Genomic DNA, 23,839 nt, shown 5'->3' on the forward strand with positions numbered 1-23,839 from the left:
TTAAAATAAGAACATATGTTCTTTAATAATATAACATATTTTTACATGTAACGGTTATTGTTTTTTGAAAATTTTAATCATAAATAACAAACAGAAATGACTAAAAATGGTAGAATTTCTATTGTATGTATGAATAGATTAAGAGATATGTTAAGCTTTTTATGTATCCTTAAACTGTTATATAGACCTATATTATCAGGTGTTTTTATAGGTTTATATAAGTGTCTGGTATATATGCTATTTTTGATAAATTAAAATAGTAATATTCTATGAGATTTATATTGTTGACATTGGGATTTCAACGATACATTTTCGTAGGTCGGATTGTTGCGAGTGGATATATATTGCTATGTATACGGCTACGAAATTAAGTAGACGGATAGCAAGTATATAGAAAGGAGAAAGGTAGAAAATATGAAGCAAGTATTGAAGTGTTTTAATGTCGTAACGATGATCACACTTCTCCTATCCATCATATTGCCTTCACCCAGTGCTTTTGCTACAAAGATAAATAAAAAAAGCTGGGATGAGTTACAAGGAAATGATGTGAAAATTAAGGCAGAGCAAGTAAATGCTGAAATATATAAGGGAGAAGTAGCGGAGAGGGAGCACGTATTTCAATATACGATTGAAAATACGGGAGCTACACCAATTCAAGAATTGGTGCTTAAACAAAATAATGAAAATGAAATTACGTTCCCTTCGCAATCTGTGAAAGTAAACGGAGAGAAGTTACCTGAAAATAAGGTAGCGGATTTCTATGTAGAGGAAAAAGATAAGGGAGGAAAGATTCTTTCTTCTAATCTTAAAATTAAAGATTTAAAATCACATGAAAAAATGACTGTGTTAATAAAAGCTCGTCGTGCACAACATTTTAATAAAGAGTATAAGCAAAAAATTAGTGTGCAAAAGGATCAACTACAAATAGGAAACATGTCTGTAGATGTTGAAGGGCTTCCTTCTGGAGAGAATTTAGAAGCTAATACCGATGATGAGGCTGACAGTAGTAAGAAAGCTATCGGATCAACAACTGATTCAAAAGTTAAAGAAGTGGATGCAAAAGTATCTGCAGAGGATAAAAATAAACTTGCACGAAAAACAGAAATAGAGAAGATAAAACAACCTGAAGCTGAGAAGCAACTAGAAAAAGAGAAAAAGCAATCACCTTTAGCAGTAAAGCAGAGTGATGCAGAAGTACAAGCTGCATCAGAAAATGCTTCGAAGGTTCAAATCCAAACAGGAGATAAACAAGGGTTTGGAGATCCACTGTATTCTACAATTGCTTCTGGTAATTTAGTACAGACTGGTAATGTGACGCTTGGTTTGACTACGGATCATTATGGAAGACAAAGTATGGGTTATAAAACGAATAAAATGACTGTGGACGTTGATAACGATGATAGTACTTTTAATTCGTCAACAGGTGCATTTCCTAACATCCCTGCCGGAAGTAAAGTGAAAAAGGCGTATTTGTTTTGGACAGCTGCAATGGGAACTGTAACTAGTACAAATGTTAATCAAAGAGTTAGTGATAATGATGTACGACAACCAGTCAAAATGAAAATGGGAAATAAAGAATATGCAGAGGTAAGTGCTGATAGCATACGAAAAGCGGATTACCTACCTTATATTTCTAATTACTCAGGTAGTGGCGCAGGATATGTTGCGTATGCAGATGTAACAAATGTAATTGCACAGCAAGGTATTTCTCAAACGTTGACAGTTGCGAATGTGCCACAAATTAAAGATGTAACAGGTGGCGGCTATTACTGGGGTAACTGGAATCTTATATTAGTTTATGAAAACTATAAAGAAACAGTAAAAGACATGAAGATTTGGGAAGGGTTAGTCTCTCAAAAAAGTACAGCCTGGACAGATATTAGTGTTAATAAAATAAACACACCAAAAGAAGGTGCTTTTAAGGCGAAATTTAGTTATTTTTCATCGCAAGGTGATCCAGCTGAGAAAGATGGATATGCATATGATTATGGAGAATATGATTTTGGTGCTGGATATATAAAGATAAAGAATATTAACGGTAAAGATAATGATGCGAATGATTCGTCTATGACAGAAGTACAAGTAGACGGTACTAACGAGTTTGTTACAAAAAAATATCCAGGATATAACCCGGATTGGACAAATTCATTCAGTACTGACATTCATACATATCACTTTGAAGGGCCCACTCAAGTAAAAAATGATTTAAAAGAAGCAAAAATGCGTTTTAGAGCAAATGGTGGTACTGGTGATATTTACGTATTAAACAATGCTACATTCGTAACAGAACATAATGCTCCAAACTTACAAGTTGATAAAAAGGCGTTAGATGGTGCTGGTAAAGAAGTTAAGGAAATTAAATCCGGTGAAGAGTTTACGTATCAAATTGAAGTGAAAAATGATACGAAAAATAATCAAGCACCTGTATCTAATGTAAAAGGTTTTGATAAATTAGATGATCGTTTAGAGTATGTTCCGGAATCTATACAATATATTTCTGGAAGTAATAAAGGAAATAAAACAGATAATGTAAGCGATGATGAAGCAGAGTTTGTAAATAATCAAATTGATTTCCGTATTGGTGAAGGGGCAGATGCTAAAGACGGCGGTGTTTTAAAACCTGGTGAAAGTGCCATTATTACATTTAAAGTAAAAGTGAAAGCTTCTGTACAATCAGATACAACAATAAAAAATATCGTTGCTGTAAAGGGAAAAGATAGTACCGAGGTAAATTATGAAACTACAGATGATGCAAATGTTACGGTTACGCTTCCGAAAGAAGTTCCGGGAGAAATAGAGGCAAGAAAAATAGCTTCTAATAAAACACCGAAGCTAAGTGACGAGGTAGAGTATCGTATTACATTTAAAAATAAGACAAAAGATGGACGTCTAGATGTATTGACAATTGAAGACGAATTACCAAGTAGTCTTGAATACGTGAAAGATAGCTTGAAAGCAGAAGGTGCAAAACCAGAGCCAGTAGAGCTGAAGTTTGAAAATGGCAAAGTAATTGCAAAGTATCCAGAAATTATGGATATGGAAGAAAGAAGTATCATCTTTAAAACAAAAGTAAAAGAAACTGCAAAAATTGGTGAAGAAATTGTTAATAAAGCAACCGTTAGTGATAAAACAAATCCACCAAAGGATTTAGAAGAGAAGATTACACCACAGCATAAGGCCGGTAAAATTGCTGCAAAGAAAAAAGCAACAAATAAAAAGCCGAAGCTAGGAGAAGAAGTTGAATATCAAATTAGCTTCAAAAATACGGTGGAAAATGGAAAACTAGATGCAGTTACAATAGAAGATGAAATTCCAGCTAACTTAGAATTTGTTCAAGGTAGTGAGAGAGCTGAAGGTGTTGAACCAAATCCAGTAGAGTTAAAAGTAGCAAATGGTAAGGTAATCGCCAAATATCCAGAGATTACGGATACAAAAGAGCGAAGCATTGCCTTTAAAGTGAAAGTAAAAGAAGAGGCAAAAGCCGGAGAAACAATTGTTAATAAAGCGGTTGTGAGTGAGCCAAATGGACAAACTGAGCATCCAGAAGAAAAGATTACGCCGGATTATAAATACGGTAAAGTGGATGTTGAAAAAAGCGTAACGAATCAAACACCAAAACTAGGAGAAGAAGTGGAATACCGAATTACATTTTATAATACGGTAGAAAACGGAAAACTAGAAAAGGTGCTAGTAGAAGATACACTACCTAAAGGTGTTGAATACGTGAAAGATAGTTTGAAAGCTGAAGGTATAAAACCAGAGCCAGTAGAACTAAAAGTGGAAGACGGCAAAGTAATGGCAAAGTATCCAGAAATTACGGATACAGAAAAAAGAAGTATTGTCTTTAAAGTGAAAGTAAAAGATTCGGCAAAAGTAGGGGAGGCAATTGTAAATAAAGCAATTGCAAAAGATCCGAAAAATGAGCCTGTTGAATCGAAGGTTGTTATTACACCGCAAAGTAAAAAAGGTGAAGTTGCTGCTACAAAGGTAGTTAATAATAAGAAACCGAAGTTAGGAGAAGAAATCGAGTACCGCATTAGTTTTCATAATACGGTTGAGAACGGAAAACTAGAAGAGGTGCGAGTGGAAGATACAATTCCAAAAGGTCTTGAATATGTAGAAAATAGTATCAAGGCCGAAGGAGAAGCACCTGGACCAGTAGAATTAGCTGTTGAAAATGGAATAGTCAAAGCTAAGTATATCGATATTATGGATATGAAAGAAAGAAGTATCGTCTTTAAAGTAAAGGTGAAGGAAGAAGCAAAAGTAGATAAAGAGATTGTCAATAAAGCAATTGTTGATGATACGAAAAATCCACCGATTGAGCCGGAGGAAAGAATTACTCCGCAATATAAGGATGGAATAATTGATTCGAAGAAGACAGTAGATAATCCATCACCAAAACTAGGAGAAGAAGTAGAATACCGAATTAGCTTTCAAAATACGGTAGAAAACGGAAAACTAGAAAAGGTAACGATAGAGGATACAATTCCTAACGGTTTAGAGTATGTAAAAGGCAGTGAAAAGGCTGAAGGTGATAAACCAGCTCCATTAAAGTTAAGTGTGAAAGATGGAAAAGTCATTGCTGAATACGACAATATTACGGATATGAAAGAAAGAAGTATTGTCTTTAAGGTAAAGGTGAAGGAAGAAGCGGAAGTAGGTAAGGAAATCATCAATAAGGCAATTGTTGATGATATGAAGCATCCGAAAGAACCAGAAGCGAAAATTACACCATTACACAAAGATGGAAAAATTAAAGCGAAGAAAATCGTAAATAATGAAACACCGAAGTTAGGAGAAGAAGTAGAATACCGAATTAGTATGAAAAATACGGTAAAGAACGGAAAGCTAACAGACGTGACAATAGAGGATACTTTACCAGAAGGTTTAGAGTATGTAGAAAATAGTTTGAAAGCAGAAGGTGCCGGAACAGATTTAGTAGAGCTGAAATTTGAAAACGGTAAGGTAATGGCAAAATATCCAGAAATTATGGATACAGAAGAAAGAAGTATCGTTTTTAAAGTGAAAGTAAAAGAAGAAGTAACAGTTGGTAAAAAAATCATTAATAAAGCAACTATTGATGATTCACAAAACAAGCCAGTTAATCCGACAGCGGAAATTATTCCTCAGTATAAAGATGGAAAACTTGAAGCGAAAAAGATGGTAAATAATGAAACGCCGAAGTTAGGAGAAGAAGTGGAATACCGAATTAGCTTTAAAAATACGGTAGAACATGGAAAGTTAACAGAGGTAATAATAGAAGATGATTTACCAAATGGATTAGAGTATGTGAAAGATAGTTTAAAAGCAGAAGGTTCTAAGCCAGTTCCAGTGGAATTGAAATTTGAAAACGGTAAGGTAATGGCGAAGTATCCTGAGATTATAGATACAAAAGAGAGAAGTATTACCTTTAAAGTGAAAGTAAAAGGTAAAGTGAGCGATTCGATTGTTAATGAAGCGATTGTGAGCGATACGAAATATCCGCCAGAAACACCGACAGCAGAAATTATTCCGCAACATAAAGACGGAAAAGTGAAAGCGAAGAAGACGGTAAATAATGAAACGCCGAAGTTAGGAGAAGAAGTAGAATACCGAATTAGTTTTAAAAACACGGTAGAAGACGGAAAACTAGCAGAGGTGAAAATAGAAGATACTTTACCCGAAGGTTTAGAGTACGTAGAAAACAGTGTGAAAGCAGAAGGTTCTAAGCCGGATCCAGTGGAATTGAAAGTGGAAAATGGTAAGGTAATGGCGAAGTATCCAGAGATTACGGATACAGAAGAAAGAAGTATCACTTTTAAAGTGAAAGTAAAAGATGAAGTGAAAGTCGGTAAAAAAATCGTCAATAAAGCAATTATTGATGATACGAAAAATGAGCCAGAAACACCGACGGCAGAAATTACTCCACAGCATAAAGATGGAAAAGTAGAAGCGAAGAAAACGGTAAATAATGAAACGCCGAAGTTAGGAGAAGAAGTAGAATACCGAATTAGTTTTAAAAACACGGTAGAAAACGGAAAGCTAGCAGAGGTAAAAATAGAAGACGATTTACCAAATGGATTAGAGTATGTGAAAGATAGTTTACGAGCAGAAGGATCTAAGCCGAATCCGGTAGAACTGAAAGTGAAAGATGGCAAAGTAATCGCAAAATATCCAGAAATTACGGATATAGAAGAAAGAAGTATCGTCTTTAAAGCGAAAGTAAAAGAAGAATTTAAAGTTGGTGAAGGCATTGTCAATAAAGTAGTTGTTGATGATACAAAAGATCCAACAACTTCAGAAGTAACAATTACGCCAGAATATAAAGACGGTAAGCTTAAAGCAGAGAAATTTGTAAACAATAAAAAACCGAAATTAGGAGAAGAAGTAGAATACCGAATTAGTTTTAAAAACACGGTAGAAAACGGAAAACTAGTAGAGGTTAAAGTAGAAGATGAAATTCCAGCTGGATTAGAGTTTGTAGAGAACAGTTTACAAGCAGAAGGATTTAAGCCTAGTCCGGTAGAATTAAAATTTGAAAACGGCAAGGTAATGGCAAAGTATCTAGAAATTGCGGATACAAAAGAAAGAAGTATTATCTTTAAAGTGAAAGTAAAAGAAGAGGCAGAAATAGGCAAGGAGATTGTTAATAAAGCGATTGTAGTAGATACAAAAAATGAGCCAGTAGAGCCTCATGTGGAAATTACTCCGCAATATAAAGATGGTAAAATTATTGCGCAGAAAGTAGCAAATAATCATAAACCGAAACTAGGAGAAGAAGTAGAATACCGGATTAGTTTTAAAAACACGGTAGAAAACGGAAAACTAGCAGAGGTAAATATAAAGGATACATTACCAAATGGTTTAGAGTATGTAGAAGGAAGCATCACAGCAGAAGGTTCTAAACCGAAACCAGTAGAGCTACAGGTGAAAAATAATAAAGTAATGGCAAAGTATCCAGAAATTACAGATACAGAGGAAAGAAGTATTGTCTTTAAAGCGAAGGTAAAAGAAAGCGTCAAAGTGGGAGAAGAAATCGTAAATAAGGCAATTGTAGATGATACAAAGGATCTACCAGAAGAGCCTTATGTACCGATTACACCACAATATAAAGATGGAAAAATTGAGGCAAGAAAAGAAGTAAGTAATCATGAACCGAAGTTAGGCGAGGAAATCGAATATCGAATTATTTTTAATAATACGGTGAAATATGGAAAACTAGCAGAGGTAAAAATAGAAGATAAAATTCCAGCTGGATTAGAGTTTGTAGAAGGAAGCGAAAAGGCTGAAGGTGAAGAGCCAAAACCAGTGGAGTTAAAAGTAGAAAATGGTAAGGTAATGGCAAAGTATTCAGAGATTATGGATACGAAAGAAAGAAGTATTGTCTTTAAAGCGAAGGTAAAAGATTCGGTTACAGTAGGTAAGGACATTACAAATAAAGCGATTATCCATGTTGATGATCCGAACCATCCAGTAATTAATCCGACAGCAAAAATTACACCGCAATATAAAGACGGTAAAATTGCTGCTCATAAAAAGGTGAATAATCATAAACCGAAGATAGGAGAAGAAATCGAATATCGAATTTCATTTAATAATACGGTGAAAGATGGAAAACTGGCAGAGGTTAAAATTGAGGATGAAATTCCGTTTGGTTTAGAGTATGTGAAAGATAGTCTAAAAGCAGAAGGTGATAAGCCGGCCCCAGTAGAATTGAAAGAAGAAGCTGGTAAGGTTAGTGCGAAGTATGAAAATATCACTGACATGAAAGAAAGAAGCATTATCTTTAAAGTGAAGGTGAAAGATTCCGTTGAAGTGGACAAGGCAATTGTAAATAAAGCAATTGTTGATGATACAAAAAATCCACCAGAGCGACCGGAAGTAGATATTACATCGCAGCATAAAGATGGTAAATTTAAAGCTAATAAAAAGGTAAGTAAAAAAGATCCAAAACTAGGAGAAGAAGTAGAGTACCGAATTAGTTTTAAAAATACGGTAGAAAACGGAAAACTAGCAGAAGTGAAAATTGAGGATCAACTACCAAATGGATTAGAGTATGTGAAGGATAGTTTAAAATCAGAAGGTAATGAGCCAGCGCCAGTAGAGTTAAAAGAAGAAGCTGGTAAGGTTAGTGCGAAGTATGAAAATATTACTGATACAGCTGAGCGTAGTATTCGCTTTAAGGTAAAAGTAACGGAAGCAGTAAAAGTCGGTAAGAAAATCGTGAATACGGCAATTGTAGATGATGATAATCCGAAGAATCCGCCGCAAAAACCAGAAGCGATTATTACGCCGGAGTATAAGGACGGAAAACTAAAAGCTGAGAAAACAGTAAATAATCCAGCTCCAAAATTAGGAGAAGAAGTAGAGTATCGAATTACTTTCCGTAACGTAGTAGAGCACGGAAAATTAGCGAAGGTGAAAATTAAGGATGAATTACCAAACAGTTTAGAGTTTGTAGAAGGTAGCGAAAGAGCTGAGGGGGATAATCCAAAACCGTTGCATGTAAAAGTGAAAAACGGCATAGTACTCGCAGAATATCCAGAAATTACGGATACGAAAGAAAGAAGTATCGTCTTTAAAGCAAAAGTGAAAGAAAAAGCTAAAATTGGCAAAGCGATTGTGAATACGGCGGTTGTGGAAGATACTATAAATCCACCAGAGAAACCGAATGTCGCGATACAACCTCAACATAAAGAGGGTGTATTACAAGCTGAAAAGACAGTGAGTAACCATGAACCGAAGTTAGGAGAAGAAGTAGAATATCGAATTAGTTTTGAAAATACGGTAGAAAAAGGCAGACTAACTGAGGTAAAAGTAGAGGACGAAATTCCACCTGGTTTAGAATACGTACAAGATAGTATAAAGTCTGATGGGCCGGAACCAAATCCAGTAGAACTTAAAGTTGAGAATGGAAAAGTAACAGCAAAGTATCCAGAAATTACGGATACAAAAAAAAGAAGTATCATCTTTAAAGTGAAAGTACAAGAAACGGTACAAGTAGGAAAAGAAATTATAAACAAGGCCGTTGTGGATGATAATAATCCGACAAATCCACCAGTTGAGTCACTTATACCAATTACACCTCAATATAAAGATGGGAAACTAGAGGCAAGGAAAGAAGTAAGTAACCATGAACCAAAGCTAGGGGAAGAAATCGAATATCGAATTACTTTTAACGGCACAGTAGATGGCGGGAAGTTAGTTGATGTAAAGATTGAAGATGAAATTCCGTCTGGTTTAGAGTATGTGAAAGAAAGTCTGGAGGCCGTAGGTGATAAGCCTGTACCAACAGAACTTAAAGTCGAGAATGGAAAAGTAACAGTGAGGTATCCAGAAATTACGGATACGAAAGAAAGAAGTATCATCTTTAAAGTAAAGGTAAAAGAATCAGTAAAAGTTGGAGAGGAAATAACAAATAAAGCGATCATTCATGTAGATGATCCAGATCATCCAGTTATGGAACCGACAGCGACAATAAAGCCAGAATATAAAGATGGTAAGTTAAAAGCGACGAAGATAGTAAATAATAAAGAACCGAAGCTAGGAGAAGAAGTAGAATACCGAATTAGTTTCAAAAATACGGTAGAAAACGGTAAACTAGCAGAGGTAAAGGTAGAAGATGAAATTCCAGCCGGTTTAGAGTACGTGCAAGATAGCATTAGATTTGAAGGGGCGGAGCCAAATCCAGTAGAGTTAAAAATGGAGTTTGGAAAAGTAATAGCGAAGTATCTAGAAATTACAGATACGAAAGAACGTAGTATTATTTTTAAAGTGAAGGTAAAAGCAGCACCAAGTAAAGGGATAACAAATAAAGCAGTAGTGGACGATAAAATAAATCCGCCACTTGAGCCTACAGTTACAATTTTACCGAAAACAAAAGAAGATTTTAAGATACCGAAAGAACCAGAAGTGAAACCGGAAGAGCCGAAAGAACCGAAGGAACCAGAAGTGAAGCCGGAAGAGCCGAAAGAACCGAAAGAACCAGAAGTGAAGCCGGAAGAGCCGAAAGAACCGAAGGAACCAGAAGTGAAACCGGAAGAGCCGAAAGAACCGAAGGAACCAGAAGTGAAGCCGGAAGAGCCGAAAGAACCGAAAGAACCAGAAGTGAAGCCGAAAGAGCCGAAAGAACCGAAGGAACCAGAAGTGAAGCCGGAAGAGCCGAAAGAACCGAAGGAACCAGAAGTGAAGCCGGAAGAGCCGAAAGAACCGAAGGAACCAGAAGTGAAGCCGAAAGAACCGAAAGAACCGAAGGAGCCAGAAGTGAAACCAGAGGATCCGAAAGAACCGAAGGAGCCAGAAGTGAAACCAGAGGATCCGAAAGAACCGAAGGAGCCAGAAGTGAAACCGGAGGATCCGAAAGAACCGAAGGAGCCAGAAGTGAAACCGGAGAAACCGGAAGTAAAACTTGAAAAGTTAATTAAAGAACCGCAAGTAAAAGTAGAAAAAGAATTACCGAAAACAGGGGCAGCACATTCATGGATAATGTCAGTTGGTGCGGGAATTTCATTCTTAGTTGGCGGAGTATTATTCGTATTAGGTAGAAGAAGAAAACAATAATTTTTTTAGACGAAAAGCACACTGAGTTCGATAGTTTATGGAACTCAGTGTGCTTTCGTGGTATATAAAAGGAAAGCTCCTTCCACTTATGGAAGGAGCTTTTATTTTTGCATATTAAAACATACTTGAGCTATGCATCGGTTGAAGTTTTGCATTTGGATCGAAGTAAGCTTTTGCATTGTTTACTGCTGTCGGTGCTTCGCCAAATCCACAAGCGATAAGTTTTACTTTTCCTTCATATGTACAAATGTCACCAGCAGCGTAAATGCCAGGAATATTCGTTTCCATTTTTGAATTCACAAGGATGCTATTTTTTTGTATATCTAAGCCCCAGTTTTTAATTGGACCAAGAGAAGAAACGAAGCCGTAGTTTACAATTACGTCATCAACATCGATGATAACTTTTTCTTCAGTTTTTACGTGCTGAAGAACGACTTGTTCAATTTTGTCATCACCAATGAGTTCAACTGGAACATACGGTGTACTTACTTCTGCACGAGAATTCATTAAGTTTTCGACGCTATGTTCATGTGCACGGAATTTATCACGGCGATGAACGATTGTAACTTTTTCAGCAATCGGTTCTAACATCATCGTCCAGTCTACTGCGGAGTCGCCACCGCCAAATACTACGACGCGCTTGCCAGCAAATTTATTCATATCATCAACGAAATAATGTAAGTTTTTCTTTTCGTATTTTGCTGTACCTTCTAATTCTAAGCGGCGTGGTTGGAAAGCACCATTGCCGGCAGTAATGATGACTGATTTAGAATAGTGAGTTTGTTTATTCGTAACAAGTTTAAATATACCATCAGCTTGTTTTTCAAGCGTATCAACCGCTTCTTCTAAGCAAACGGTTGGATCAAATTTCTTCATTTGCTCTTTTAAGTTATCGACTAATTCTTGTGCACGCACTTTTGGAAATCCAGCCACATCATAAATGTATTTTTCAGGGTAGAGTGCGGATAATTGTCCTCCAAGTTGAGGTAAGCTTTCAATGATTTTTACACTTGCTTGTCTCATACCGCCATAAAATGCTGTGAACAGTCCCGTTGGACCACCACCAATAATTGTTATGTCGTAAACTTTTTGATTTTCTGCCACTTTCATTCCCCCTATAGATGGAATTTTGATATTGATTTCATATATTGTTCATATGTACACGAAAATCCTGCAAATGATGACACTTTCAAATAAATGATAGCATATTTGAGTTCATAATACTTCTGAAAACGACTGAATTGTGTGTAAGTTTTCGCATAGGTTCTTTTTTATTGTATAAAATATACAGAAAGGAAAATACATGAAAAAAAGGCTGAAAAACCCTTGAAAACGCTATGTTATTTTAAAATATTGATAATTCGCCAGATGCTTGAATTCTGGAATAAAACCGACTAATATAGGGAAGTATTATGTTAAATTTCTATGACAAAATTCGTACGATTTTTTGACTGCGTTTTGTTATGATATAGAATGTGATAAATTCCACATTCTTGACAAATAGAGTTTTTAGTACTTGGTATTATTTCTCATTACTATTATATAAAGAAAAGGGTTGTGATTTGGTGAAGACTCCAAAAATCGTAGTTTTAGGTGCAGGTTATGGCGGGATGATTACGACTGTTCGTCTGCAAAAAGCATTATCTGTAAATGAAGCTGAAATTACGTTAGTAAACAACAACAGCTATCACTACCAAGCGACTTGGTTACACGAGAGCGCAGCTGGTACATTACAAGATGAAAAAATCTGTCTAGATATTCAAGACGTTATTGATACAAATAAAGTGAACTTTGTACAAGACACAGTAGTAGAAATTAAAGCTGCTGAAAAACGTATTATCTTAAAAGACGGCGAGTTAGAGTATGACTATTTAGTAATCGGTCTTGGTTTCGAATCAGAAACATTCGGAATTACAGGATTAAAAGAGCATGCATTCTCAATCGCTAACATTAATGCAACTCGTGAAATTCGTGAGCATATGGAAGCTAGTTTCGCTAAATATGCAGATGAGAAGCGCGATGAGTTAGTAACAATCGTTGTTGGTGGTGCTGGATTTACTGGTATCGAGTACGTAGGTGAGCTTGCAAACCGTGTTCCTGAACTTTGCAAACAGTACAATGTACCACGTGAAAAAGCACGTATCATTTGTGTAGAAGCGGCTCCAACAGCACTTCCAGGTTTCGATCCAGCATTAGTAGAATACGCTGTAAAACAACTTGAGAAAAAAGGCGTAGAATTCCGCATCGGTACAGCAATTAAAGAAGCAACTGAAGAAGGAATTATCGTTGCAAATGGCGATGATACGGAATTAATTAAGTCTGAAACAGTAGTTTGGGCTGCAGGTGTTCGTGGTAATGGTATTGTAGAAGAGTCTGGCTTTGAAGCAATGCGCGGACGTGTAAAAGTTGATGAGTACATGCACGCTCCAGGATACGAAGAGGTATTCATGGTTGGTGATGCCGCGTTAATTATTAACGAAGAAATTAACCGTCCATACCCACCAACAGCACAAATTGCAATTCAACAAGGTTACAACATTGCACACAACTTAACTGTATTAGTTCGTGGCAAGGGCGAAATGAAAAAATTCGCATTCGATAATAAAGGATCTGTATGTTCTTTAGGTCATGACGATGCAATGGGTGTTGTTATGGGTAAAAAGTTAACAGGTTGGAAAGCTTCCTTCATGAAGAAAGTAATCGATAACCGCTACCTGTTCTTATTAGGTGGACCTTTATTAGTTCTTAAAAAAGGTAAATTAAAGTTCTTTTAATATATAGTAGAAAAAGCAGAAACGGCTAAGCGCTGTTTCTGCTTTTTTCATATTAAAAATATAGTATAATATATAAAAAAGAAAGAATATTCTGTCCGTTATGATGGAGGAGGTTATTACATCATGGAGAAACGAGGGAAGGTATGGCTAGCTGTTAGCGGTCTAGTAGCTACAAAAGATGGCAGGTGGCTATTCGTTAAGAAGAAATACAGTGGATTAAAAGGGAAATGGTCTTTACCGGCTGGTTTTGTAAATGAAGGTGAGACAGTTGATGAAGCTGTGAAACGCGAAGTGTTAGAAGAGACAGGCATTGTCGCTCATGTGAAGGGGATCATTGGTGTTCGATCGGGTGTTATTCGTGATGAAATTAGTGATAATATGATTATTTTCCTTTTGGAGCCTGAAGGAGAAAATATTATTGTACAGGAGAAAGAATTGTCTGAAGTGGCGTTCTTACATCCAGATAAGATTGCGGACGATCCGAATACGTCTGTACTTATTAAATATTTGTTAGAAGGAAGATCAGAACTACATCTTGAAGTGGACAAAACATTAAATCCAGGAGAATCATTTGGTTATACAGCTTATCACGTATTTACGGCACGTGCGAAGGAGAGGGAAAAAGAGTGAGTATACCGGTACTACTTATTTCAATGATGTTATTCTTTATTTTGTTCTTTGGAATTGGATTTTTACTCAACATGATTTTGCGGGCTACATGGGTAATGGTTATTGTGTATCCGATTGTTTGTATGCTTATTATTAATAAAGCGAGTATGTGGGATTATTTTTCAAAGCCGAAAGAAACATTTTCTTCATTTGGGACAAGTGTATCGCACTTAGGACAAGCAGACTTATTTATTCTATCTACTGGATTAGTAGGGGCTGCTTTAGCAGGAGTCGTGATCAAGAAACTTCGGAAAAGCGGATATCAAATGTTTTAATCTCCAATTCATTTGGAGATTATTTTTTTTGCATATTCCTTCATCGTATAGGGAATGATTAACGATGAAGGAGTGTGGAATGTAAAAATGTTAAAACGATATTGTATTCGCATTATGATGACTTGTTTACTTGCAATTGCATTATGCGTAACATGGAATGCTTTCACAGGAGTTTCTCTATTAGAGATTGTAAAGAAATATGAGGGAACGAGTGCAAAAGAAGTACATGCAGCAGAAGTTAAGAGAAATGTTGCTCCGAGTAAAGAAGTGATAAATGCTTTAGAGCAGGCAAACGACTGGTCTAAATATCGTTCAATTGAAATGACTGCAACAGGTTATACATCGGGGATTGAGTCAACTGGTAAGAGGCCAGGGCATCCAGAGTATGGTATTACATATTCAGGTGTTAAAGTGAAAAGGGATTTATATTCCACAATTGCTGCGGACTTACGCGTATTCCCGATTGGAACGATTCTCTTCGTGCCAGGTTACGGGTATGGTGTAGTAGCTGATAAGGGCGGTGCAATAAAAGGAAACCGTCTTGATCTATATTATGATACGGTGAAAGATGTTTATAGCCAATGGGGTAAGAAAAAAGTAAATGTGTATGTAGTAAAAGTAGGAAATGGTAAGTTTACAGAAGAAGAGTTAACGATGTTAAATCAAGACGAAACGATGCAAGTGTTTCGTGGTCAATATTTAAAACAAAGATAGTCTAGTTGTAATTACGCTAGACTTTTTTTCTTGGCTTATTTCATAATAGAGGAGATTTTACACGTCATATAACTGTAGTTGGAATTGTCGCATTTTATAGAAAATAAAGTTATAATGGTGGTAGAGAAATTTAGGGGGTCTGAACATGTTTCAAGTACAAAAAGAATTAGCAGGTCATGAAGTAGTGATTGTTGCTCTATTTGAAGAAGAGAAAATGAGTAGTTTTGTACAAGAACTGGACAAAGCGTTTGAAGGACAATTACAAGTTTTACTAGAAGAGAAAGAATTATCTACGAAGAAAAAGGCCATTTCGAAAGTACATAGCTTAGGAAAAACAAATGTGAAACGTTATTACTTTGTTGGTTTAGGCAAGAAAGAGTCTTACACGACAGAAACGTTACGTGCGGCTCTTGGAAAAGCGTTTAAAACATTACAAGTAGCAAAAGTACAAGATGCAGCAATCTTACTTGATTCTTTCGTAACAGAGAAATTAGATGCGATTGATGTAGCTCATATTGCAGCAGAAGTACAAGGCCTTGGTACATATGAGTTACAAACGTATAAATCAGATAAAAAGGATCGTGAAGAGTTAGAGAAGTTCACGGCTATTACAGCGGAAGATGCACAAGAAATTGAAGCCGCATTAACAGTTGGCTACGTACATGGACGTGCAACAAACTCGGCTCGTACACTTGTAAATATGCCGCCAAACGTATTAACAGCGACAAAGCTTGCTGAGTATGCTGTTGAGTTAGCGGAGAAGTATGATATGGACTATAAAGTTCTTGAGAAAGAAGAGATGGAAAATCTTGGTATGGGTGCGTTACTTGCAGTAAACCAAGGTAGTGTAGAGCCACCAAAAATGATCGCTCTTATTTATAAAGGAAAAGAAGAGTGGACGGATGTCATTGGATTCGTTGGAAAAGGTATTACATACGATACAGGTGGTTATTCTTTAAAACCACGTGAAGGCATGGTTGGTATGAAAGGTGATATGGGCGGTGCAGCTGCTGTATTAGGTGCGATGGAAATTATCGGAGAACTGCGCCCAGAACAAAATGTGATCGCTGTTATTCCTTCAACTGATAACGTTGTAAGTGGTACGGCATTTAAGCCAGACGATGTAATCACATCTATGAGCGGAAAGACAATTGAAGTATTAAATACGGATGCAGAAGGTCGTCTAGCTTTAGCTGATGGTATTACGTATGCGAAAAAACTTGGTGCAAACTACCTTGTTGATGTTGCAACATTAACAGGCGGTGTAATTGTTGCACTTGGAAACTATACGACAGGCGCAATGACAAATAATGAAGAGTTATTTGAGCAAGTGCTAGAGGCTTCTATGGAAACAGATGAGCCAATTTGGCAACTACCGATTTTTGATCGTGATAAAGAACGTGTGAGAAACAGTAAGTTTGCTGATTTAAATAACTCACCAGGCCGTGAAGGACATGCGGTTATGGCAGGTACATTCCTAGGCGAATTCGCTGAAGATACACCGTGGGTACACTTAGATATCGCTGGAACATCAGAAACAAAAGGCGCGCACGACTTAGGTCCAGCTGGAGCAACTGGTGCAATGGTACGTACACTTGCAACACTTGTGGAGCGTTTCGGAGAAGAATAAGAGTATAAGTGAAGACTGTTCCAATATTTTGGAACAGTCTTCTTTTTTATAGGTTTGTTTATCTAGCTATTTGCCGGGCAGTAAGACCCTCACCTCAAAAATTCAGCGGAAGCAAAGAAGTTAAGTGTGGATCGAGCTGCTCGTAAACTCTTGATTGGTGAGGGCTGATTAAAGTTTCACTTTATAAAGAAATCGTATACAAAATCCCATTTAAGGAAAAAGAAGTACGGCCCGTTTCTTCAGAGACAACTAATATAAGTGCATCACTCTTTTCTGATAAGCCAATTGCAGCTCTGTGCCGTGTTCCCAGCTCAGGATCAACTTCTGTACTTTTCGTTAAAGGAAGAATATTAGCAGCTGAGACAATATGATTATTTTTTACGAGAACGGCACCGTCATGAAGAGGGTTACCTGGATAAAATATTGATTCGAGTAATGGTGCAGTTAAGTGAGCGTTTAATGTCGTTCCAGTTTGAATGAAAGCTTCAAGCGTCTCGTTTCGTTCCACAACGATAAGAGCACCATGTTTTCTGGCGCTTAAATGTTGGATAGCTGTTGTAATAAAAGATGAACTTTCCGTATAAGGTGATAAATATGCCTGAATATAGTATGTAGCTGCCAATGTTTGTACATTTGCCAACATATGATGAATATCTTCCATTTTGCATAAAATGCATTCATCTTCTTTATCGATTGCGTTCCTCATAATCGATAGTTCTCTTTCAGCAATTTCAATCATTTGCTTTGTTTGTATTTTGAGCTCTTCTGACAAGCCCCATTCGTGCATAATCCTCATTCCCTTTAGTGGAGTATTTAACAATAGTGTATACAAATATTCCTAGTAAAATCCTGCTAGATTTTATAAAATATTGAGATACGGCATGTTTTTTTCATATAATAAAGGTATGACGAGCGAGAGGAGAGAGAAGAATGAATTGGAAACAAGAATTTAGTCGCTGGCTTTCTTACGCACAATTAGATGCAGAATTAAAAGAACAGCTAGAAAACATGAAGCAAGATGAGAAGAAAATCGAGGATAGCTTTTATAAAAACCTAGAGTTCGGCACAGGTGGTATGCGTGGTGAACTTGGTGCTGGTACGAACCGTTTAAACGTATATACAGTTCGTAAAGCAACAAAAGGATTAGCAAGCTTTATTGAAAAGTTAGGTGAGGAAGCGAAAAAACGAGGTGTTGTTGTAGCCTATGATTCTCGTCATAAATCACCTGAGTTTGCAATGGAAGTCGCTGCTACACTTGGTGCACGTGGTATCACAACATATGTGTTTGAAAGCTTACGTCCAACGCCAGTACTTTCTTTCGCAGTTCGTCATTTACATACAGTAAGTGGAATCGTTCTTACGGCAAGCCATAATCCGCCTGAATATAACGGATACAAAGTATACGGTGAAGATGGTGGACAGTTGCCGCCAAAAGAAGCGGATGAGTTAATTAGCTACGTAGATGCAATAGAAGATGAATTAACAGTTGAAGTCGCTGATGTAGAGCAATTAAAAGCTGACGGTTTATTACATATTATTGGACAAGAAGTAGATGATGCATATGCTGCAGAATTGAACAATGTCATCATTAATAAAGAAATGGTGGAAAAGGCCGGCAAAGACTTAAAAATCGTCTTTACACCATTACACGGAACATCAAATATTTCTGTACGCCGTGGTTTAGAAGAAGTTGGATTTACAGATGTAACAGTTGTAAAAGAGCAAGAGTTACCAGATCCAAACTTCTCTACAGTAAAATCACCGAACCCAGAAGAGCACGCCGCGTTTGAGTATGCAATTCGTGACGGTGAAAAGGTAGGCGCAGATGTATTAATCGCAACTGATCCTGACGCAGATCGCCTTGGTGTAGCTGTTCGTAATCATAATGGTGAGTTCCAAGTATTAACAGGAAACCAAACAGGTGCATTAATGCTTGATTACTTACTATCTCAAAAGAAAGAAAACGGAATACTTCCAGAGAACGGTGTCGTATTAAAAACAATCGTAACGTCTGAAATTGGCCGTACAATTGCAAAAGCATACGGTTTAGATACAGTTGATACGTTAACTGGATTTAAATTTATCGGTGAGAAAATTAGACAGTATGAAGAAAGCGGACAATACGAATTCCAATTCGGTTATGAGGAAAGCTATGGTTATTTAATCCGTCCATTCTGCCGTGATAAAGATGCAGTACAATCTGTCCTATTTGCATGTGAAGTAGCTGCATACTACAAATCACAAGGGAAAACGTTATATGATGGTCTATTAGAAGTATTTGAGAAGTATGGTTTCTTCCGTGAAGACCTTGTATCGTTAACGTTAAAAGGAAAAGATGGAGCGGAACAAATCCAAGAGATGATGGCGACGTTCCGTGAGAATCCTCCGAAAGAAGTAGCAGGCTTAACAGTCGTAGCAGTTGAAGATTATAAAGCAAGCATCATTACATCTTTACAAGATGGACATAAAGAAGAGATTCACTTACCGAAATCAAATGTGTTAAAATATCAATTAGAGGATGGTTCATGGTTCTGCCTACGTCCATCTGGAACTGAACCGAAGATTAAGTTCTACTTCGGTGTACAAGATAGTTCTTTACAAAATAGTGAACAAAAGTTACTTACTATTAAAGAAGACATTATGAATCGTTTATAATACAAAGTAATTTTAAGTAGTAAGGAACAAAAGGGAGCGAAATCTCCCTTTTGTTTTATGTAGGAAATGATTGCTATTAATTCCGACAGGAGAGAGGGTATTTTGTGATGAAAAAAGTAAGAAAAGCGATAATCCCAGCAGCTGGATTAGGAACACGTTTTTTACCAGCAACGAAAGCAATGCCGAAAGAAATGTTACCGATAGTAGATAAACCAACGATTCAATACATTGTAGAAGAAGCAGTGAAATCGGGAATCGAAGATATTATTATCGTTACTGGTAAAACAAAGCGCTCTATCGAAGATCATTTTGATAACGCATTTGAACTAGAACAAAACTTATTAGAGAAGAAAAAATATGAGTTGCTTGAAAAAGTACAAGCTTCTTCAAAAATGGTAGATATTCATTACATCCGTCAAAAAGAGCCGAAGGGACTAGGACATGCTGTTTGGTGTGCACGTAAATTCATTGGTGATGAGCCATTTGCAGTGTTACTAGGTGATGATATTGTCCAAGCTGAGAAACCATGTTTACGTCAATTAATGGATGAGTATGAAAAAACACTTTCTTCTGTTATTGGTGTACAAACTGTTCCAGAAACAGAAACACACCGTTACGGAATTATCGATCCATTAGAACAAGAAGGTCGTCGTTACCAAGTTCGCAATTTCGTTGAGAAACCAGCACAAGGTACAGCACCTTCAAACTTAGCGATTATGGGCCGTTACATTTTAACGCCTGAAATCTTTATGTTCTTAGAACAGCAACATGTCGGTGCTGGCGGTGAAATTCAGTTAACAGATGCAATCCAAAGCTTAAATGAAATCCAACGTGTATTTGCTTACGATTTCGAAGGAAAGCGCTACGATGTAGGTGAAAAGCTAGGATTCGTTCAAACGACAATTGAAATGGCCCTGCAACACCCAGAATTACGTGATGACATGGTTGCGATGATGAAGAAAATTTTAGAAGAACAAGCGAATCAAGAGTCTTAATATAAAAAAGAGTTATTTCAGCTTGTTGAAATAACTCTTTTTTTATTATGAAATCGTCGAATGAGAATGCTGATAAGCAGAACGACGCACAGCATAGTATATGCGAGGTGCGATAATAGCACCGATAATTGTAAATGCAATATCTTTTACTGCGAACCACATCATAATCATCCAAGCAGCTTTATAACTCATATTACCGCCCATAAAGAGATTGACTGCCCCGTACATGTAAGTAGTACCGATTATATAAGTTAAAATAATTCCTGTGAAAGAGGCAATAGCAAATGTAATGAATGTTGGTCTTTCTTTTTGTTCTACTAGTTTTCCCGATACGTAAGCAACGATAATAAATGCGATAATAAAACCACCAGTAGGATCTAAAAGTGCTCCAAATCCAGCTTTGAAGTTAGCAAAGATTGGTGCGCCGGCTACGCCAACGAGCATATATACAGTCATGGATAAGGCACCAAGTCTACTTCCAAGAAGAAGACCTGCTAAAATTGCGAAAAATGGTTGCATAGATAATGGGATGCCCGCTACTTGCAGGAATGGTGCCCAAGATACAATATTTGCACCAATGGCCATAAGAGCGACGAACATGGCAGCTAATGCTAAATCTAAAACATGAAATCTCCTCATAATGTTAACCTCCTGTTGTTTTTAGGTTAACATTATCGTAGCGAAAATATTTACTTGTTGTCAATCAAAATATTTTGATAAGAAGGCTTTAAATAGTCTCTTAGCAATGTATATGGAATACGAAATTGCGGAATTCCACTTGAATACGGAGCAATTTCATATAAAGGGAAATAAATGACGAGATTGTCTGGCTCTAAAAAGAAGTGAAACTTTTTCATACTCATTACCTTTTCAGTTGCATCAGGAAAATAAATACTTTCATTTTGTTTAATTTGTCTTACAATCTCTGCACGGATTACATCTTTATATTTATCTTTTTGTTGAAATAAATCGTCTAAGTGCAGTAGCTTTTTTTCGTTTAAATCAAATGTATTTGCCTTCCACGTATAAAGACCATGTGCTCCGCCAGTATATTGATAGTAATTCACATATAGGCTAAGAAAAGGTGGTTTGTTTAATGAGACTTTATAATCGACATTTGCTACGTACGGATGAAATGGTGTACTAGATCCTTCTGTCTCTTTATAATATTTTTTTGCTTCTTTTTCTAATTTGTTTTTAAATTTGTCAGTGGATTTTTTGTAATATAAATTGAGCTTATTTTGAAATTTAGAGTCAGAAAAGTTGTGAAAAGAAGGCCTATTTATTTGATATTCTATATAAGGTTTCTTACCTTTTTGCGTTACAGTCTTAACATCGATTGTCAGGTTAGATGCTTTGGCTGTTATTGCACAATTTGGTACAATAGTCAGCAAGGAGAACATAAGCAGTAATATACAAAATTTCTGTTTCATTTAGGTGAAGCCTCCTTATATAAGTGTTATAAGTAGTTTGAAAATAAATAGGTAAAATTATACATTTAATTAAAGTAAGAGAAGGAGGAAGCGATATGGCAAAAACTTTAATGGATTCACTTGGAATTGAGTTGTTAGAGATGACAGAAGAAAAGGTGGTTGCTACGATGCCTGTTGATGAGCGTACGCATCAGCCGTTTGGATTTTTACATGGTGGTGCATCGGTTGCATTAGCAGAAACAGTGGCAAGTGTTGGTTCATACAATTTAATTGATCAAGAAAAATGTATTTGTTTCGGATTAGAAATTAATGCAAACCACATTCGCTCAAAGAAAGATGGAATTGTAACAGCGATTGGGACACCGATACATAGAGGACAATCGACAATGGTTTGGGATGTTCGCATTATTGATGAAAATGATGATTTACTATGTATATCAAGATGTACAGTAGCAATTAAAGAAAAACGTGAAAAGTAAAAAAGAGGCGCTCTTATGAGCAGCCTCTTTTTCTTATAATTAGAACTGGATTTTCTTCTCTAAGAAACCTTTTAGTTCGCTAATTGGCATACGAACTTGTTCCATTGTGTCACGGTCACGTACTGTAACAGCTTTGTCTTCAACTGAGTCGAAGTCGTATGTGATACAGAATGGTGTACCGATTTCGTCTTGACGACGGTAACGTTTACCGATAGAACCAGTTTCATCAAAGTCTACCATGAAGTCTTTAGCTAATTCTGCAAATACTTCAGTAGCACCTTCAGATAGCTTTTTAGATAATGGCAAGATAGCTGCTTTGTATGGTGCTAAAGCAGGGTGGAAACGAAGAACTGTACGAGAATCGTTTTCTAATTGTTCTTCTTCATATGCATCACATAAGAATGCTAATGTTACGCGGTCTGCGCCTAAAGATGGCTCGATGCAGTATGGTACGTAACGCTCATTCGTTTGTGGATCGATATAGTTAAAGTCTTCGTTTGAGTGTTCCATGTGACGTTTTAAGTCGAAGTCTGTACGAGATGCAACGCCCCAAAGTTCGCCCCAACCGAATGGGAATTTGAATTCAATGTCAGTTGTTGCATTACTGTAGTGAGATAACTCTTCTTCACCGTGGTCACGAAGACGCATGCTCTCTTCAGTCATACCAAGTGAAAGTAACCAGTTTTTACAAGTTTCACGCCAGAATGCGAACCACTCTAAATCTTCACCAGGCTTACAGAAGAATTCAAGTTCCATTTGTTCGAATTCACGTGTACGGAATGTGAAGTTACCAGGCGTGATTTCGTTACGGAAACTCTTACCGATTTGGCCAATACCAAATGGAAGCTTTTTACGCATAGAGCGTTGAACGTTTTTGAAGTTTACGAAAATACCTTGTGCTGTTTCAGGACGAAGGAAAATTTCGTTTGTGCTAGACTCTGTAACACCTTGGAATGTTTTGAACATTAAGTTGAACTGACGGATTTCAGTGAATTCTTCACTACCGCAATCAGGACATTTTACTTCATGTTCTTTCATTAAGTCAGCCATTTGGTCGAAAGTAAGACCGTCAACAACCATTTCAATGCCTTTTGCATCTAAAGCATCCTCAATTAATTTGTCAGCACGGTGACGAGCTTTACATTTTTTACAGTCGATCATTGGATCGTTGAAGTTACCAACGTGACCAGAAGCGATCCAAGTTTTAGGATTCATTAAAATAGCTGCGTCTAAACCAACGTTGTGTGGAGATTCTTGAATGAATTTTTTCCACCAAGCTTTTTTAACGTTATTTTTTAATTCGATTCCAAGTGGACCGTAATCCCAAGTGTTTGCAAGACCACCGTAAATTTCAGAACCAGGGAAAACAAAACCGCGATGTTTCGCTAAGTTTACAACTTGTTCCATTGAATACATAAGAAAATCCTCCTTTTGAAAGTTAACGTATTGGCGATGATATACTCTGATACTTTGGAAACGAGCAGTATATGCTAAAAAGAACATAAAAAAACGCTCATCCCAAGGCTTATTTGCCTAGGGACGAGCGTTTGCCCGCGGTTCCACCCTAGTTGATACACAAAAGGTGCATCCACTTTATCATGTATTGCTCGGGACTGCCGTTTCCTTGCGGCTTCAGGCTTTCACTATCCCTGAATCGCTTTTTATGCAAGTAC

The 23,839-nt window shown here is 36.8% G+C and carries 14 protein-coding genes; 9 read left to right on the forward strand and 5 right to left on the reverse strand.

Annotated elements, in window-relative coordinates:
- Positions 1 to 414: 414 nt before the first annotated feature.
- Positions 415 to 10,542 (forward strand): isopeptide-forming domain-containing fimbrial protein, encoded by a 10,128-nt coding sequence (locus tag ACYFX0_RS25570; protein WP_460272006.1) that lies wholly within the window; start codon positions 415 to 417, stop codon positions 10,540 to 10,542.
- A 114-nt stretch (positions 10,543 to 10,656) separates the two neighbouring features.
- Here ACYFX0_RS25570 and ACYFX0_RS25575 read toward each other — a convergent pair whose 3' ends face one another.
- Positions 10,657 to 11,646 carry an NAD(P)/FAD-dependent oxidoreductase gene (locus ACYFX0_RS25575; protein WP_000829785.1) on the reverse strand — a complete coding sequence of 330 codons (990 nt, stop codon included), beginning with the start codon at positions 11,644 to 11,646 and terminating at the stop codon, positions 10,657 to 10,659.
- Positions 11,647 to 12,107: 461 nt separating this feature from the next.
- Here ACYFX0_RS25575 and ACYFX0_RS25580 point away from each other — a divergent pair, with 461 nt between their 5' ends.
- The 5 genes from ACYFX0_RS25580 (at position 12,108) to pepA (ending at position 16,604) form a co-directional block, all read left to right on the forward strand.
- Positions 12,108 to 13,316 carry an NAD(P)/FAD-dependent oxidoreductase gene (locus ACYFX0_RS25580; protein ID WP_000856602.1) on the forward strand — a complete coding sequence of 403 codons (1,209 nt, stop codon included), beginning with the start codon at positions 12,108 to 12,110 and terminating at the stop codon, positions 13,314 to 13,316.
- 123 nt (positions 13,317 to 13,439) lie between these two features.
- Positions 13,440 to 13,946: an NUDIX hydrolase gene (locus ACYFX0_RS25585; RefSeq protein WP_000415307.1), complete on the forward strand. Its 507-nt coding sequence runs from the start codon at positions 13,440 to 13,442 to the stop codon at positions 13,944 to 13,946.
- Entirely contained in the window at positions 13,943 to 14,260 is a 318-nt protein-coding gene (locus ACYFX0_RS25590; RefSeq protein WP_000027012.1) for a YuiB family protein, read from the forward strand. The genes ACYFX0_RS25585 and ACYFX0_RS25590 overlap by 4 nt, the downstream gene beginning before the upstream one ends.
- An 87-nt stretch (positions 14,261 to 14,347) precedes the next feature.
- A complete protein-coding gene (locus tag ACYFX0_RS25595) occupies positions 14,348 to 14,974 on the forward strand; it encodes a 3D domain-containing protein (RefSeq protein WP_000920103.1) in 627 nt (208 codons plus the stop codon).
- 145 nt (positions 14,975 to 15,119) lie between these two features.
- Positions 15,120 to 16,604, forward strand: a complete 1,485-nt coding sequence (gene pepA, locus ACYFX0_RS25600) for a cytosol aminopeptidase (RefSeq protein ID WP_106103679.1) — start codon at positions 15,120 to 15,122, stop codon at positions 16,602 to 16,604.
- Positions 16,605 to 16,785: 181 nt separating this feature from the next.
- On the opposite strand, the gene cdaS is transcribed toward pepA, so the two are convergent.
- Positions 16,786 to 17,391: a sporulation-specific diadenylate cyclase CdaS gene (cdaS, locus tag ACYFX0_RS25605; RefSeq protein ID WP_098829142.1), complete on the reverse strand. Its 606-nt coding sequence runs from the start codon at positions 17,389 to 17,391 to the stop codon at positions 16,786 to 16,788.
- 143 nt (positions 17,392 to 17,534) lie between these two features.
- Here cdaS and ACYFX0_RS25610 point away from each other — a divergent pair, with 143 nt between their 5' ends.
- Both ACYFX0_RS25610 and galU read left to right on the forward strand, forming a co-directional pair.
- Positions 17,535 to 19,259: a phospho-sugar mutase gene (locus ACYFX0_RS25610; RefSeq protein ID WP_001104214.1), complete on the forward strand. Its 1,725-nt coding sequence runs from the start codon at positions 17,535 to 17,537 to the stop codon at positions 19,257 to 19,259.
- Between the two features lie 107 nt (positions 19,260 to 19,366).
- Positions 19,367 to 20,254, forward strand: a complete 888-nt coding sequence (galU, locus tag ACYFX0_RS25615) for a UTP--glucose-1-phosphate uridylyltransferase GalU (RefSeq protein WP_000757823.1) — start codon at positions 19,367 to 19,369, stop codon at positions 20,252 to 20,254.
- A 45-nt stretch (positions 20,255 to 20,299) separates the two neighbouring features.
- Here the strand turns inward: galU and ACYFX0_RS25620 are convergent, their stop codons facing one another.
- Positions 20,300 to 20,893, reverse strand: a complete 594-nt coding sequence (locus ACYFX0_RS25620; protein ID WP_001252163.1) for a biotin transporter BioY — start codon at positions 20,891 to 20,893, stop codon at positions 20,300 to 20,302.
- A 50-nt stretch (positions 20,894 to 20,943) separates the two neighbouring features.
- Positions 20,944 to 21,687, reverse strand: coding sequence for a DUF3298 and DUF4163 domain-containing protein (locus ACYFX0_RS25625; protein ID WP_000810328.1), 744 nt, complete (start codon positions 21,685 to 21,687; stop codon positions 20,944 to 20,946).
- Positions 21,688 to 21,782: 95 nt separating this feature from the next.
- Here ACYFX0_RS25625 and ACYFX0_RS25630 point away from each other — a divergent pair, with 95 nt between their 5' ends.
- A complete protein-coding gene (locus ACYFX0_RS25630; protein WP_001140616.1) occupies positions 21,783 to 22,166 on the forward strand; it encodes a hotdog fold thioesterase in 384 nt (127 codons plus the stop codon).
- Positions 22,167 to 22,205: 39 nt separating this feature from the next.
- Here the strand turns inward: ACYFX0_RS25630 and ACYFX0_RS25635 are convergent, their stop codons facing one another.
- Positions 22,206 to 23,582 (reverse strand): glycine--tRNA ligase, encoded by a 1,377-nt coding sequence (locus tag ACYFX0_RS25635; protein ID WP_000287148.1) that lies wholly within the window; start codon positions 23,580 to 23,582, stop codon positions 22,206 to 22,208.
- Positions 23,583 to 23,839 lie beyond the last annotated feature (257 nt).

Source organism: Bacillus sp. NEAU-Y102, from assembly GCF_054788175.1.

Excerpts from the sequence above, each read along its gene's own strand:
- ACYFX0_RS25635 (WP_000287148.1), bottom strand. The coding sequence starts at position 23,582 with ATGTATTCAATGGAACAAGTTGTAAACTTAGCGAAACATCGCGGTTTT.
- cdaS (WP_098829142.1), bottom strand. The coding sequence starts at position 17,391 with ATGCACGAATGGGGCTTGTCAGAAGAGCTCAAAATACAAACAAAGCAA.
- ACYFX0_RS25585 (WP_000415307.1), top strand. The coding sequence starts at position 13,440 with ATGGAGAAACGAGGGAAGGTATGGCTAGCTGTTAGCGGTCTAGTAGCT.
- ACYFX0_RS25595 (WP_000920103.1), top strand. The coding sequence starts at position 14,348 with ATGTTAAAACGATATTGTATTCGCATTATGATGACTTGTTTACTTGCA.
- ACYFX0_RS25620 (WP_001252163.1), bottom strand. The coding sequence starts at position 20,893 with ATGAGGAGATTTCATGTTTTAGATTTAGCATTAGCTGCCATGTTCGTC.
- ACYFX0_RS25570 (WP_460272006.1), top strand. The coding sequence starts at position 415 with ATGAAGCAAGTATTGAAGTGTTTTAATGTCGTAACGATGATCACACTT.
- ACYFX0_RS25625 (WP_000810328.1), bottom strand. The coding sequence starts at position 21,687 with ATGAAACAGAAATTTTGTATATTACTGCTTATGTTCTCCTTGCTGACT.
- galU (WP_000757823.1), top strand. The coding sequence starts at position 19,367 with ATGAAAAAAGTAAGAAAAGCGATAATCCCAGCAGCTGGATTAGGAACA.
- pepA (WP_106103679.1), top strand. The coding sequence starts at position 15,120 with ATGTTTCAAGTACAAAAAGAATTAGCAGGTCATGAAGTAGTGATTGTT.
- ACYFX0_RS25610 (WP_001104214.1), top strand. The coding sequence starts at position 17,535 with ATGAATTGGAAACAAGAATTTAGTCGCTGGCTTTCTTACGCACAATTA.
- ACYFX0_RS25630 (WP_001140616.1), top strand. The coding sequence starts at position 21,783 with ATGGCAAAAACTTTAATGGATTCACTTGGAATTGAGTTGTTAGAGATG.